Below are 13,775 nucleotides of genomic sequence, written 5' to 3'. Positions count from 1 at the left end.
TATAAAACGCCAGTGCCAAACCCCAAATTAGCTGCGCAGGCGCCGGAAGAAGGACTCGAGAAGCTCCGCGCACTCAGCTTCACGAACCCCACCAAGCACCTCCATGCGGTGCATCACCATGGGATCACGAATCACATCGAAAACGGAACCACACGCACCAGTCTTAGGTTCAAATGCACCAAAAATGAGCCGGCCCAAACGCGCCCCCACCAAAGCCCCAGCGCACATCGTGCACGGCTCCAACGTCACAGCCATCGTGCAATCACTCAAACGCCAACCATCACCGCTGCGCCCGAGCGCCTCCTGGATGGCAAGCATCTCCGCGTGCGCCAAAGGATTCTGATCCGCCTCACGACGATTCACCCCACGGCCAATGACGCGCCCCTCAGGATCAAAAATCAGCGCCGCCACGGGCACATCAGCGGCGGGGGTGGAAGCGGCATGCTCAAGAGCCATGCCCATGAGGGCGTGGGATTGGGCACGCAGGGACGTCGAAAAGCTATGCATCGAGCGCGTCGGCGAACTCGTCTTCCATACCCATCTCCTCCGCCAAACGCTGCAACTGCTCAGAAGCCCACCAATCAGTCTCATCACAAATAACAGCCATGACCTGCTCACTTATGCCCAAATCGGCGAGGATATCAAAATCGCCCTCAGCCCACGGATCCTCATCAATATCATCCGTATCCACCCCAAGCGTCTCCAACACCTCAAGCGCGAAATCATCCTCACTCGCAGCCGAGGCATCAGAAATGAGCAAACGCACCCCCTTCGGCGTGGGGCGCACAAGCACAAAATAATCATCCTCCACGCACAACATGGCAAAGGCAGCGGATTCAGCGCGCAGGTTGCGCACGGCCCGGATTGAAGTACGAAGAGAGGTGAAATCGTCTTCAAATTCCCTGATCTGCCACGCGCCATCCGCGCGCGTTACCGTCACCGCAAAATCCTGCTTCATATGCCAAAGGGTAGTCGGAATGTGCCACACTTGTCAGGTGACTTCCTTCCGCATTTCCCGCCCCATCTGCGTATTAGGACTCGGCCTCATCGGAGGGTCCCTTCTCCGAGCGCTTGTCGACGCCAACGTCCCCACCTTCGGCTTCAACCGCTCCCCCTCCGGCGCCCGTGCCGCAGCGAAAGACGGCTTCGACGTAAGCTCAGACCTCCAAACCACCCTCACCCGCGCCGAAAAAGAAGGCGCCCTCATCGTGCTCGCCACCCCAATGACGGCCGTGGCGCCCCTGCTCGACGCAATAGCAGAACACGCCCCCAACTGCGGATTCACCGACGTAGTAAGCGTCAAAGGTCGCGTGCTCGACCAAGTCAAAGAACGCAACATGGAAGAACGCTACGTAGGCGGACACCCCATGGCAGGCACCGCCAACAGCGGCTGGGAAGCCTCCGACGCCACCCTCTTCCGCGGCGCCCCCTGGGTCGTGACCTTCGACTATGCAGTCGAACACCAGGCCTCCAAAACCTGGATCAAACTCTGGACCGACGTCGCCCTCATGGCCCAACTCGTCGGCGCCGAAGTCATCCCCGCCCGCGTCAAAGTGCACGACCGCGCCGTGGCCCGCATCTCCCACCTGCCACACATCCTCGCCGAAACGCTCGCCATCGTCGGCGACAACGGAGGCGCCCTCTCACTCTCCCTCGCCGCCGGCAGCTTCCGCGACGGCACCCGCGTCGCCGGCTCCGCCCCCTCCCTCGTGCGCGCCATGTGCGAAACCAACTCCGAAGCCCTGCTCAGCGCCCTCGACGAGGCCATGGTCTTGCTTGCCGACGCCCGCGCCCACCTCGCCGAAACCAACCCCAACCTCGAAGAACTCATCGACGCCGGCTACCGCTCCCGCATCCGCTACGAAGCCCGCTCCGGCCAACCCTCCGCCGACTCCGTGAGCCCACTGCAAATCTCATCGCGCCCCGTCTTCCGACTCCACCCCGGCGCCCCCGGCTGGCTCAACCAACTCAAACAGGCCGAAAACATCGGCGCCCGCGTCGAGGTGCTCAACATCGCCTAAGGCGAGGTGGGTTGGGGGCTTGTTTGGGTTGGGGCTTGGGCTGGCCCTTTTATGCCGTTTCCCATGGCAGTCACCTGGAGATTTGGGGATTCTGGGTTGATTGACACGGGAAAGTGCACAGCGAGGCCGGATCGGGGCCGATTTTGCTCCCCTTTGTGCCGTTTCCCATGACAAACGCCAGGGAATTTGAGAATTCTGGCCCGAATGACATGGGAAAGTGCACACCCAGGCAGGTTTTGGTCCGTTTTCGCACTCCCTTGTGCCGTTTCCCATGACAAACGCCCGCCAATCCGGAGATTCTGCCCCAAATGGCACGGGAAAGTGCACACCCAGCCAAGAATCAACCCAGTTCCGCCACTCCCCCGTGCCACTTCCCATGACAAACGCCAGGTGATCTGGAAATCCTGGCCCGAATGACATGGGAAAGTGCACACGCGGGCGGGTCTTAGCCCGTTTTTGCCCTCCCCTGTGCCACTTCCCATGACAAACACCAACAAATCCGAAGATCCTGCCCCAAATGACACTGGAAAGTGCACACCCAGCCAAGAATCAACCCAGTTCCGCCACTCCGCTGTGCCACTTCCCATGACAAACACCAGGAAATCCGGGAATTCTGCTCCGATTGACATGGGAAAGTGCACAGCGAGGCAGGTTTTAACCCGTTTTTGCACTCCCCCGTGCCACTTCCCATGACAAACGCCGACAAATCCGAGGATTCTGGGTTGATTGACATGGGAAAGTGCACAGCGAGGCAGGTTTTAGCCAGTCCTGGCACTCCCCTGTGCCACTTCCCATGACAAACGCCAACAAATCCGGAGATCCTGCCCCACACCAAACCAACCCACACCCCCCCCGCCCCGACTGGGCGGGGGGTCTAAGTCCTAGGGCGCGGGTGTTGCCATTGGAGTTGTCGGAGTTTGCTGTGCCATCGCCAGGCGCCGGTGGTTTCGGGGGCTTCGTGTTGGTGAGTGGGCAGGTGGGGTTGGGTGGCGCGCATGACTTGGTCGATGCAGGTGTCGAATTGGGTGTCGATGCAGGCTGCGGAGTAGCGCAGGATTGTGTAGCCGTGGAGTTGGGCGGCGTTGGATTTCCAGCGGTCGATGATGAATTGTTCTTCGCTGTTGTGGTAGGTGTAGCCGTCGATTTCGATGATGAGCTTGGCTTTTTCGCAGACGGCGTCGAAGCGGTATGGGCCTATGGGTTTGTTGTGGCGCATGGTGAGGCCCATGTTGGCCAGGGTGGCGAAGAAGCGGCGTTCGGTGTTGGAGTCGCAGCCGATGGGGGCGTGTTTGAGGTCTTGTTTGAGTTGTGGGCCTAGGCGCGGGGTGTGGGTGGAGTCGTGAAGGCAGTTTTGGAGGCCTTCGCGTCCGGGGTAGGCGCGGGCGAGGAAGTCGCGTCGTTCGGTGGTGGTGAAGGCTGTTTTGAGCACTCTCGCGGTTTCGAGCGCACTGGCGAAGGGGGCGCTTGTGGAGCTCTTGTCTGGGAGGTTGCGGCTGTGCCTCATGCGGAAGTATTCGTTGTTGATCAGCGCTTTTCCGCGGGGGACTTCGATGTGGAGTGGGAGGCTGAGGGGCCGTTGTTCGTGGTGTTCTTGGGCGGTGATGCCTGTGAGCACGGCAAAGGGTTTGTGCTGTTGGAGCCATTGGATCAGCGTCTCGATGCTCGGGCGTCCGCGGCTGTAGTGGCCGCGGAATACGCGCACGAGTTCGCCGTTTTTGAGCAGGGTGCTGAGGGTGCGGCGGCTCATGCCTTGGCGTCTGAGTGTGTTGATGTGTAAAAGCTTCACACTATGGTTAGACGTATTTCAGGCGCTGAGGTTCCCTAGCCATTGTTTGTGCAGGTCGGTGCGCCCGTTTTCTTCGGGGTGGAAGGAGTAGGCCACGTGGTGTCCGTGGCGCACGCCGACGATTCTTCCGTCTGCGAGTTGGGCGATCACTTCGGTTTCGCCGGCGTCGGTGACTTCGGGGGCGCGGATGAAGGTGGCCGGGTGGGCGTCGATAAGCTGCTCGAAGGAGTCTTTTTGTGTGCCGAAAGCATTTCGACGCACGCGTATGGGCAACACGCCGAGCGTTTCTTGGCCGGGTGCGGGGTTGTCTAATTGCGCGGCGAGGTAGATCAGGCCGGCGCAGGTGGCGAAGGCGGGCAGCCCGGATTGCAGGGCGCGGCGTAGGGGTTGGGCGAGGCCGAAGGCGCGGGCGAGTTTGTCCATGACGGTGGATTCGCCGCCGGGGATGATGATGCCGTCTAAGCCTTCGAGGTCTGCGGGGAAGCGCACGAGGCGCACATCGTGGCCAAGCTGCTCCAAGACGGCGCGGTGTTCTTCAATGCCGCCTTGGAGTGCGAGGATGCCGATTACCATCCGCGCTCCGCGAGGCGGTGCGGTGCGGGGACGTCGGCGACGTTGATGCCGACCATGGCCTCGCCAAGGTTGCGGGAAACGTCGGCGATGAGCTTGGCATCGTCGTAGGCGGTGGCGGCTTTGACGATGGCCTCGGCGCGCTTGGCGGGGTTGTCGGACTTGAAAATGCCGGAGCCCACGAATACGCCTTCGGCGCCCATCTGGCGCACGAGGGCGGCGTCGGCTGGGGTGGCCACACCGCCGGCGACGAAGAGCACCACGGGCAGCTTCCCGGTTTCGGCGACCTCGGCTACCAGGTCGTATGGGGCTTGGAGTTCTTTGGCGGCCACATAGAGCTCATCGCGGTCGAGGCGCTGGAGGCGGGCGATTTCGCCCTTGATGGTGCGCAGGTGGCGCACTGCTTCGGATACGTCGCCGGTGCCGGCTTCGCCTTTGGAGCGGATCATGGCGGCGCCTTCGGTGATGCGGCGCAGGGCCTCGCCAAGGTTGGTGGCGCCGCAGACGAAGGGGACGTCGAAGTCCCACTTATTGATGTGGTGGGTGTAGTCGGCGGGGCTGAGCACCTCGGATTCGTCGATGAAGTCCACGTTGAGGGCTTCGAGCACCTGGGCTTCGACGAAGTGGCCGATGCGGGCCTTGGCCATCACGGGGATGGAGACGGCGTTGACGATGCCTTCGATCAGGTCCGGGTCGCTCATGCGGGCCACGCCGCCTTGGGCGCGGATGTCGGCGGGCACGCGTTCTAGGGCCATGACGGCGGAGGCGCCGGCGTCTTCGGCGATGCGTGCCTGCTCGGGGGTGACGACGTCCATGATGACGCCGCCTTTGAGCATATCTGCGAGGCCGCGCTTGACTCGGGTGGTGCCGCGGCGTGGTTCATTTTCATGTTGATCGAAAGACATGGGCTTCATTGCAGCACGCGAAAGTGGTTCAATGGAAGATCCATATTCAGCGTGTTGCAATAGACCACTTGGAGGATGCGTGCGTTCCGAGATCGCGGCGGAGTTAAATCTTTCAATACAAAAAGATGCAGAACAGCCCATTCCCGTGCAGCTCACAGCGGAAATTCGCAAGCTGGTAGCAAGGGGCACACTCACCCCCGGCGACCCAATCCCCTCCACCCGCGCTCTCGCCGCCCAATTGGGGGTAGCCCGCGGAACCGTGGTGGCCGCCTATGAGCAACTCCAGGGCGAGGGCTATCTCATTTCCGAGCGCGGATCGGGCACCTGCATCAATCCCCACCTGCACCCCGTTCAGCCGACACCACCCCCGAGCAAAAAGCCCAAGGCCCATAAAACCCTCTTGCCCCTCTCCCCCGGCGCGCCCGATACCAGCACCTTGGTGGACCCCACCTGGCGCGCCGCTTGGCGTGAAGCAGCCAGCCAGACCCGCGCCTTGCCCGCCGCCGGCGCCTATGAGTTGCGCGAGGAGATCAGCCATCATTTGCGCCACATGCGCGGGCTGGTGGCCGAGCCCGAGCGGATCATTATTGCCTCTGGCGCCCGCGAGGGGCTGATGGTGTTGTTACACGCACTTGGCCCGCAGCTCAAGGTTGGGGTGGAATCGCCTGGTTATCCCAGTTTGCGCAAAATTCCTGGTCTGTTGGGCCATCGTTTGCAGGAGGTGGGCACCGATGAGCACGGCATCCGCACTGATCAGCTCGGCCACATGGACGCCCTGATCGTCACCCCCAGCCACCAATACCCCACCGGCGGTTCCCTGCCTGCGCAAAGAAGAACGGCTCTGGCCGAGTGGGCTTGTCGACGCAACACGCTGCTCATCGAAGACGACTACGATTCCGAGCTGCGCTACGCAGGCCAACCGCTGCCCGCCCTCGCCGCACTCGCGCCCAATAACACGGCCCTGCTGGGCACCTTTTCCACGCTGATCAGCCCCTCGATTGCCTGCGGCTATATTGTGATGCCCCCGGATTTGGTGGAGGCGGGGTTGCGGGTGCGCGAGCTTCTCAGCCAACCGGCGGGCACGATCACGCAGATTGCCCTGGCGCGCTATATGGCAAGCGGGGCGCTTCGGCGCAGGACCCAGCGTTTGCGCAGGTTATACGCCAAGCGTCGCGATATCGTCAGCGAGGAGCTCAGTGGTTTGGCGCACGCCACGCTGCGGCCTATTCATGGTGGCTTGCATGCGGTGGTGTTGTGCGAGCGTGACGCTCATGAGGTGGTGCGCGCCTGTGCTGCCCAAGGTCTTGGGGTGACGGCGCTCAGCGAGCACTGGGGCGGCTCGGGCGTAAGCGACAATGGGGTGGTCTTTGGCTTTGGGGCTCATAGCGATGAGGAGCTGCGGCGCGCGCTTCGCATCCTTGCCGGAGAATTGAGAACACCCCCGGCCTAGGCCGGGGGTGTTCTTCGTTGGTGCGCCCGGAGGGATTCGAACCCCCAACCTTCTGATCCGTAGTCAGATGCTCTATCCGTTGAGCTACGGGCGCTTGCAACAAGAGACTAATGTAGTCGCACCTGATTACAATGGTCAAATCTGCAGTTCAGGCTCCTATTGCGGGCTTAAAAACTAGCGGGGCATATTGCGGATATTGCTCTTGGCTAGATCGATAAGCTCACGGAATCCGCCCTGGATCGCGGTGCGGGCAGAGGACTTGGCAAAGCCAGCGATCATTTCGGCCGTGATGTCTGGTGGGACTGAGAGGGAGTCTGGGTTTGTTACTGCGTCGACAAGCACTGGGCCATCATGCTGCATGGCCTCCTGCAGCGCCGGGCGAAGCTGCTCGGGTTCAGTCACGCGGATCGACTTAATGCCCACGCCTTCGGCGATGGCCGCATAATTGACCGAGCCATTATCGGTGCCGAAGGTGGGCAGGCCCTCCACCATCATTTCGAGCTTGACCATGCCAAGCGCGGAGTTATTAAACACCACCATCTTCAAGGGCAGCTCGTGCAAGCGCACGGTAATGAGCTCGCCAAGCAGCATGGCCAAACCACCATCACCGCACATGGCCACCACCTGGCGTTCGGGGTGCGCCAACTGCGCGCCGATGGCTTGGGGCAAGGCATTGGCCATGGTGCCGTGGCGGAAGGAGGCCAAAAGCTGACGATCGCCGGGATTGTTCATATACCGAGCGCCCCACACCGTGCACATGCCCGTATCCACCGTCACGATGGCATTGGGATCTGCCTCCTTATCCAAGGTGGCGGCCACGAACTCCGGGTGCAAGGGCACCTGGTTGTGGTCGCTGCGCGCATAGGCATTGACCACATGCTCGGTCTTCTTCTCGTGCACCTTGAGCATCTTGCGCAGGAAGGAGTCGTCTTCCTTGGGCTCTACTGCGTCGATGAGTTGGCGCAGCGTCACCTTGGCATCACCGTGCACCGGGTACTTGGTGGAGGTGCGACGGCCAAGGCGGGTGCCATCGACGTCGATCTGCGCCACCTGCTCGGGCAGGAAGTCGCGATAGGGGAAGTCCGTTCCCACCAAAATGGTCAGATCCGCCTCGTGGATGGCCTCGTGGCAAGCGCCGTAGCCAAGCAGGCCAGTCATGCCCACATCGAATGGATTATCCGGCTGCAAGCCCATCTTGCCGCGCAGGGCATGGCCGATGGGGGCCTTGATCTTCTGGGCCAGCTCTAACAGTTCCTCGCGCGCGGGTACAGCGCCATAGCCTGCAAAGAAGGCCACGGAATCGGCCTCGTTGATGGCCTTGACCAAGGCATCAACCTGCGGCTTGGGCGGCACCACCGTAGGCGCAATATCCGAATAGTGCCCATCAAGGGAGGAGTGCTTGACGGCATCGAGCTTTGATACATCGCCGGGCAGCACCAGCACCGAAACGCCATTGCCTAAGAGGGTGGATTGAATGGCGTGGTGCAGGGCCTGGGCACCCTGGGCGGGATTGTGCACCATCTCGCAATAGGCCGAGGCATCTTCAAACACCTTGGTGGGGTGCGTTTCCTGGTGGTACTCGCTGCCGATATTTGGGGTAGGAATGTGGCTTGCAAGCGCCAACACCTTGGCGCGGTTGCGGTGCGAATCATAAAGACCCTGCAAAAGGTGGGTATTGCCCGGGCCGCAAGAACCGGCGCATACCGCTAGCTCGCCGGTGAGCAGGCTTTCTGCGCCCGCCGCGAAAGCCGCGGCCTCTTCGTGGTGGACGTGAACCCACTCGATGCTGGAGTGAGAGATGGCATCGGTAATGGGGTTGAGCGAATCGCCAACCAACCCGTACACGCGGCGCACTCCAAGCGCCTCGAGATGTTGCACCAACTGCTCAGCAAAACTTTGCGACATATCTTCGAAGCCTCTCGTAGACGCAGGACTTAGCCCCACAATAGCGCCGAAATATCGCTGTGCGCACCAGAAATGCAAAAAACCTCGGCATTGCTGCCAAGGTTTTTTCTTGTGCGCCCGGAGGGATTCGAACCCCCAACCTTCTGATCCGTAGTCAGATGCTCTATCCGTTGAGCTACGGGCGCGTGCTTCACCAGGCCCGGTGAAACCCTCCCCCAAAAAGGGAGGTTGGCGGAGACGACAGGATTTGAACCTGCGGTCCCTTGCGAGACAACTCCTTAGCAGGGAGCCCCATTCGGCCGCTCTGGCACGTCTCCAGCAGTTCTTAGCACAAGGCTTTGAACCTCCGCTGATTGTACAAGTGACGCCCACAATGGACAAATACGCCCCTACCACCAGCGGATGCGCACCCATTTTCGCCCTCAAAGTCCGAACCAAGCCCGCCGGAAAAGAAGGAAAGTTTAGAATGACGAGCATGGCCAATTTCGCAGATTCCCCTGCCCGCTTCCGTATCCGCGGCGATCTCGGCGGTATTCCTAAGTACCTGCCGGGCAAGAGCTCCCCGGATGCCATCAAATTATCTTCCAATGAAGTGGCGCATACCCCGCTGCCCGGCGTCGCTGAGGCCATGGCCAAAGCCACCGCACAGGCCAATCGCTACCCGGACATCGTGAACGTGGAATTGCGCAAGAAATTAGCCGAGCACCTCGGGCTGGACTGGGAGCAGGTGGCCGTAGGCGTTGGGTCTTCTGCCCTGTGCCAGCAATTGGTGCAAATTAGCGCAGGCCCCGGCGACGAGGTGATCTACCCCTGGCGCTCCTTCGAGGCCTACCCCATCTTTGTGCAGGTCACCGGCGCTACCGCCGTGCCAGTGCCCCTGACCCCTAGCGGGCACAATGACCTAGAGGCCATGGCTGATGCCATCACCGATCGCACCAAGCTGATTTTTGTGTGCAACCCCAATAACCCCACCGGCACCACGGTGAGCAAGGCCGCCTTCGAGCGCTTCCTAGAGCGCGTGCCTAAGGACGTGATCATCGCCCTCGACGAGGCCTACACCGAGTACCTGCGCGTAGAAGACACTCCTCATGCGCCCGAGCTTCTCCACGATCACCCCAACCTCATCGGACTTCGCACCTTCTCTAAGGCCTATGGCCTTGCAGGCGTGCGCGTGGGCTACGCCTTTGGCGATGAAGAGATTATCGACGCCCTCAACCGCGTCGCCCTGCCCTTCGGCGTGAACGTGGCCGCCCAAGCCGGGGCCATCGCCTCCCTGGAGGCCAATGAAGAACTGCTGGAACGCACCGAAGAAGTCGCCCGCAATCGCGATATTGTTTCCGAGCGCCTTGGCCTGCCGCGCTCCCAAGCGAACTTCGTGTGGATCGACACCGATCAAGGCGAAGCCATTGCCGAGCAGCTGCTTGCCCACGGCGTGATCGTGCGAGCCTTCCCAGAAGGCGTGCGCATCACCGTGACCAGCGATGAAGAAACCCAGCGCCTGCTTGAGGCCTGGGAGCAGGTGCAGATTTAGCCACCGGCAAAAGGAGGCAGAATATCGACTCGCTGCACGCCTGTAAGTGGCGCATCGGCTTCGGCGCGGGCGCCATCGAGAAGGAAGGTGCAGCGCTGGAGTACGTCGCCAAGGCTTAAACCACTATCGGTGTGCTGCGTGCCTAAGTGGGCAAGGTGCTCAAGCAATTGGCCCAAGCTGCCCTCAAATTCGAGGTGCTCAACCTCCAAGCCCCGGGCAGCGCGCGCAGCGGCGAAATAGTGGATCTCCATGCAGCACAGCATAACGCTAAATTAGATAGAAAATAGCCGTGCTTAATGGTCAGGAGTAAGCAATGAAGCGCAGCGCGCGGGTCCTGGTGGCCTCCACACGAGCTGCCGCCGGAACATACCAAGACACCACCGGGCCCGAACTCGTCCGGTGGCTCCGCGGCCTCGGCTTCGACACCCCCGAGGCCACCGTGGTGGCTGATAGGGATGTGGCGTGGGGCGTCGAAAAGCTCCTTGGCGCAGACGTCATCATCAGCACCGGCGGCACGGGCATAGGGCCCGAGGATCAGACGGTGGAAGCGGCGCAGGCGCATATAGATAGGCCCATGCCCGCGATCATGCACGCCATCTGGCAAGAAGGGCTCAACAACACCCCATACGCAGTGCTTTCGCGCGGAGTCGCGGGCATGGCCGGGCGCAGTTTTATTTGCACGCTGCCAGGCAGCCCCAAAGCCGTGCGCGATGGCATGACGGTGCTCGAACCACTGCTCGGTGCGATCATCGACGCCGCGCGCGGCAACACTCACCAAGGGCACAACGACCCCGAATACGTGCGGGAACAAACCGGGAAAGTGATCGCAGCCAGGATCAGCGACTCCCCCATCGACGCAGAGCACGCACGGCGCGAAACCGCCACCCCAGCCATGGGCGCCGTGGTCACATTCGACGGGGTGGTGCGCGACCACGACGGCGGCGAAGCAGTAGCCGACCTCACCTACACCGCGCACCCCGACGCCGAAAACGTCATGCGCGAAGTGTGCCAGCGCATCGCCGCCGAACACCCCAACGCGCGCATCTACGCCGCCCACAGAACCGGGCCGCTGACCATTGGAGACACCGCCTTTTTAGTGGTGGCCGCCGCCGCACACCGCCACGACGCCTTCCACGCCGCCAGCGCCCTGGCCGACGCCGTGAAAGCGGAGGTGCCCATCTGGAAGGAACAGCACCTGCGCGACGGCCGCACGCAATGGGTGGGCATCGAGTGAGATACGCCCGCCAAGAAACACTCATCGGCCCTAAGCTGCAAGAAAAGCTTTTCGACGCCCACGTCACCTGCATCGGCGCCGGCGGATTAGGATCCCCCGCCCTGCAATACCTCGCGGCCGCCGGGATCGGGCGCATCACCATCATCGACGACGACCACGTCGACGAATCCAACCTGCACCGCCAAGTGCTGCACAACACCGCCGACGTAGGCAGACCCAAAGTGGAATCGGCCCGCGACGCACTCTTGGCCTTAAACCCCGACGTGCACATCGAAGCCGTGCACCAGCGTCTGCGCTGGCCAGAGGCCATGGACCTCATCCAAGGCCAGGTGGTGCTCGACGGCTCCGATAACTTCGACACCCGTCACATCGTCTCGACTGCCTGCGCCCGCAAAGGCATCCCCCACATCTGGGCCGCAATCTTGGGTTTCGACGCCCAAATGTCAGTGTTCTGGGCAGGCCACGGCCCACTTTATGAAGACCTCTTCCCCCAACCTCCCCAACCAGGCCAAGTGCCAAGCTGCGCCCAAGCCGGCGTGCTCGGCCCCCTCGTCGGCGTCATGGGATCCGCCATGTCCATGGAGGCCATCAAACTCATCACCGGACTCGGCACCCCACTGTTAGGCACCCTCGCCTACTACTCCTCCCTAGAACAAACCTGGGACCACATACCTTTGCGCAGTTCAAGCACCACCCTCAACCGCGTGCTTAGCGAACCCCCAGCCACCCAACCACACGCCCCCACCATCACCGACCCCGCCTTTACCGACTCCGCCTTTACCGACTCCGCCACGCCACTCATCGACGTGCGCGAACCCCACGAATACGCCCTCACCCACATCCCCGGCGCCCAAAACGTACCCCTATCCGCCATTAAGGCCGGAGCCCTCGTCCCCAACAACGCAGTGCTCTACTGCCAGGCCGGGATACGCTCCGAGCAGGCATACTTCCTGCTCAGCGAGCGCGGAGTCACGGGCCTGCGCAGCCTGCGCGGCGGCATCGACGCCTGGGAGGGCTAATACGGGCTGGGGTTGGTTGGGTTGGTTGGGCTGGTGTGCACTTTCCCATGGCAAACGGGGTGCAATTCAGATTTTCGTGGCCGAATGACACTGGAAACTGCACACCGAAGTGGCCCTAGGCAGGTGACTAAGACCCAACCGTGCACTATCCCATGGCAAACGGCGCCCAACCCCAGAATCGGAACCCGATTGACACTGGAAACTGCACACTTTGTGGAACCTACAGCCTCTTCTGCACCCAACCGTGCACTATCCCATGACAAACGAGGTGCAATTCAGATTTTCGTGGCCGATTGACACTGGAAAGTGCACACACCAACGCCCTAAGCCAGGCAATCGGACCCCAACCGTGCACTATCCCATGACAAACGGGGTGGAATTCGAGATTTCGAGGCCGATTGCCACTGGAAAGTGCACACACCAACGGCCAAAGCCAGGTAATCGGACCCCAACCGTGCACTATCCCATGACAAACGGCGCCCAAACCCAGAATCGGGACCCGATTGACACTGGAAAGTGCACACGCGGGGTCATTCAGGGCTCGAAGAGTAGTGAGCACTCGCCAGGCTCCTCAACTTGAACAGATTGGGGTGCCTAGAAGACCGAGACTTAAGGCGCGCGAAAGCCCCGCCGTGAAGTTCAGAACTCCGGCGGGGCTGGGCGTTGGAATGTTGTTTTTACTCAGCAGATTCCGCAGCGGCATCCTCGGCAGGTGCCTCGGTGTCTTCAGCCGGTGCTTCAGTGGTTTCCTCGGCAACCTCTTCGGTGGCTTCTTCGGCAGGTGCCTCGGTGGCCTCTTCGGCAACCTCTTCGGTTGCTTCTTCAGTTACCTCAGGGGTGGCTTCTTCGGTGGCGGGCTGCTTCTCGGAAGAAATTGGGGTGGGCTCCTTGTCGGCAGAGCTCGACTGCGCGATCGGAACGATGAGGCCCGCGATGGCGGTGATGGCGGAAATGATGAGGGTGAAGGTGGACATGTAATGCCTTCCGTTGAGGGAATCTACGATCGGTCGTCGGGTTCAAAGCGTTACATCCTTGAACCGACTGGTTGAACATTACACATAGCCACATTTTGTTGGCAACCGTTAGCGTTAAAAAACTTCAAAAGGCTGCCTAAAACGAGTGCTACACCCACGAAAAACCCCCACCAACCAGGCAAAACACCAGGCCAGCGGGGGCGCTCAAATTGCGGAGGCACAGGGATTTGAACCCTGGGTTGGTTTCCCAACGCTGGTTTTCAAGACCAGTGCATTCGGCCGCTCTGCCATACCTCCAGCTCGTCCTGCCCAAACGTCTTTGCTGGGCTGGAACAGGCTCAAAGTCTACCCCAAAACTGAGTTTTCTTTTAACGTGGGAG

Annotated in this window: 13 protein-coding genes and 4 tRNA genes; 5 read left to right on the top strand and 12 right to left on the bottom strand. The window is 61.3% G+C overall.

Annotated features, from left to right (window positions below; translation table 11 throughout):
* Nucleotides 1–27 precede the first annotated feature (27 nt).
* Together IEU99_RS03895 and IEU99_RS03890 are read right to left on the bottom strand one after the other, a co-directional pair.
* Nucleotides 28–507 (bottom strand): nucleoside deaminase, encoded by a 480-nt coding sequence (locus IEU99_RS03895; RefSeq protein ID WP_128890654.1) that lies wholly within the window; start codon nt 505–507, stop codon nt 28–30.
* The gene (locus IEU99_RS03890) at nt 500–958 is read right to left on the bottom strand and encodes a tRNA adenosine deaminase-associated protein (RefSeq protein ID WP_128890655.1); all 459 of its coding nucleotides are present in this window, start codon (nt 956–958) and stop codon (nt 500–502) included. Before IEU99_RS03890 ends, IEU99_RS03895 begins: the two co-directional genes overlap by 8 nt.
* Nucleotides 959–977: 19 nt before the next feature.
* On the opposite strand from IEU99_RS03890, the gene IEU99_RS03885 reads away from it, so the two are divergent.
* The gene (locus IEU99_RS03885) at nt 978–2,021 is read left to right on the top strand and encodes a prephenate dehydrogenase (RefSeq protein WP_371869467.1); all 1,044 of its coding nucleotides are present in this window, start codon (nt 978–980) and stop codon (nt 2,019–2,021) included.
* Between the two features lie 874 nt (nt 2,022–2,895).
* On the opposite strand, the gene IEU99_RS03880 is transcribed toward IEU99_RS03885, so the two are convergent.
* Genes IEU99_RS03880 through pdxS form a run of 3 tightly spaced genes read right to left on the bottom strand, consistent with a single transcriptional unit; the run spans nt 2,896 to nt 5,282 of the window.
* Nucleotides 2,896–3,768 (bottom strand): endonuclease domain-containing protein, encoded by an 873-nt coding sequence (locus IEU99_RS03880; protein WP_128890657.1) that lies wholly within the window; start codon nt 3,766–3,768, stop codon nt 2,896–2,898.
* Between the two features lie 57 nt (nt 3,769–3,825).
* Nucleotides 3,826–4,380: a pyridoxal 5'-phosphate synthase glutaminase subunit PdxT gene (gene pdxT / locus IEU99_RS03875; RefSeq protein ID WP_128890658.1), complete on the bottom strand. Its 555-nt coding sequence runs from the start codon at nt 4,378–4,380 to the stop codon at nt 3,826–3,828.
* Entirely contained in the window at nt 4,374–5,282 is a 909-nt protein-coding gene (gene pdxS, locus IEU99_RS03870; protein WP_128890659.1) for a pyridoxal 5'-phosphate synthase lyase subunit PdxS, read from the bottom strand. Before pdxS ends, pdxT begins: the two co-directional genes overlap by 7 nt.
* Before the next feature lie 79 nt (nt 5,283–5,361).
* Between pdxS and pdxR the strand changes: the two genes are divergently transcribed.
* Nucleotides 5,362–6,732: a MocR-like pyridoxine biosynthesis transcription factor PdxR gene (gene pdxR, locus IEU99_RS03865; RefSeq protein ID WP_229718384.1), complete on the top strand. Its 1,371-nt coding sequence runs from the start codon at nt 5,362–5,364 to the stop codon at nt 6,730–6,732.
* An 18-nt stretch (nt 6,733–6,750) separates the two neighbouring features.
* On the opposite strand, the gene IEU99_RS03860 is transcribed toward pdxR, so the two are convergent.
* The 4 genes from IEU99_RS03860 to IEU99_RS03845 form a co-directional block, all read right to left on the bottom strand.
* Nucleotides 6,751–6,826 (bottom strand) — tRNA-Arg (locus IEU99_RS03860).
* Nucleotides 6,827–6,906: 80 nt separating this feature from the next.
* Nucleotides 6,907–8,637, bottom strand: a complete 1,731-nt coding sequence (locus IEU99_RS03855; protein ID WP_128890661.1) for a thiamine pyrophosphate-dependent enzyme — start codon at nt 8,635–8,637, stop codon at nt 6,907–6,909.
* A 112-nt stretch (nt 8,638–8,749) separates the two neighbouring features.
* Nucleotides 8,750–8,822, bottom strand: a tRNA-Arg gene (locus tag IEU99_RS03850).
* A gap of 44 nt (nt 8,823–8,866) precedes the next feature.
* A tRNA-Ser gene (locus IEU99_RS03845) sits at nt 8,867–8,954 on the bottom strand.
* Between the two features lie 158 nt (nt 8,955–9,112).
* On the opposite strand from IEU99_RS03845, the gene hisC reads away from it, so the two are divergent.
* Nucleotides 9,113–10,168: a histidinol-phosphate transaminase gene (hisC, locus tag IEU99_RS03840; RefSeq protein ID WP_229718383.1), complete on the top strand. Its 1,056-nt coding sequence runs from the start codon at nt 9,113–9,115 to the stop codon at nt 10,166–10,168.
* Here hisC and IEU99_RS03835 read toward each other — a convergent pair.
* Nucleotides 10,165–10,419: a MoaD/ThiS family protein gene (locus tag IEU99_RS03835; RefSeq protein WP_128890663.1), complete on the bottom strand. Its 255-nt coding sequence runs from the start codon at nt 10,417–10,419 to the stop codon at nt 10,165–10,167. The genes hisC and IEU99_RS03835 overlap by 4 nt on opposite strands.
* A 62-nt stretch (nt 10,420–10,481) precedes the next feature.
* Between IEU99_RS03835 and IEU99_RS11045 the strand changes: the two genes are divergently transcribed.
* Nucleotides 10,482–11,402, top strand: a complete 921-nt coding sequence (locus IEU99_RS11045; RefSeq protein ID WP_128890664.1) for a molybdenum cofactor biosynthesis protein MoaE — start codon at nt 10,482–10,484, stop codon at nt 11,400–11,402.
* A complete protein-coding gene (locus IEU99_RS03825; protein ID WP_128890665.1) occupies nt 11,384–12,421 on the top strand; it encodes a ThiF family adenylyltransferase in 1,038 nt (345 codons plus the stop codon). The genes IEU99_RS11045 and IEU99_RS03825 overlap by 19 nt, the downstream gene beginning before the upstream one ends.
* 677 nt (nt 12,422–13,098) lie before the next feature.
* Here the strand turns inward: IEU99_RS03825 and IEU99_RS03820 are convergent.
* Nucleotides 13,099–13,395: a hypothetical protein gene (locus IEU99_RS03820; RefSeq protein ID WP_188358283.1), complete on the bottom strand. Its 297-nt coding sequence runs from the start codon at nt 13,393–13,395 to the stop codon at nt 13,099–13,101.
* Nucleotides 13,396–13,607: 212 nt separating this feature from the next.
* Nucleotides 13,608–13,692 (bottom strand) — tRNA-Ser (locus tag IEU99_RS03815).
* Between the last annotated feature and the right edge of the window lie 83 nt (nt 13,693–13,775).

The organism is Corynebacterium pelargi, assembly GCF_014635485.1.
Classification (GTDB): Bacteria; Actinomycetota; Actinomycetes; order Mycobacteriales; family Mycobacteriaceae; genus Corynebacterium; species Corynebacterium pelargi.
This window is presented reverse-complemented; position numbering and strand designations above follow the sequence as displayed.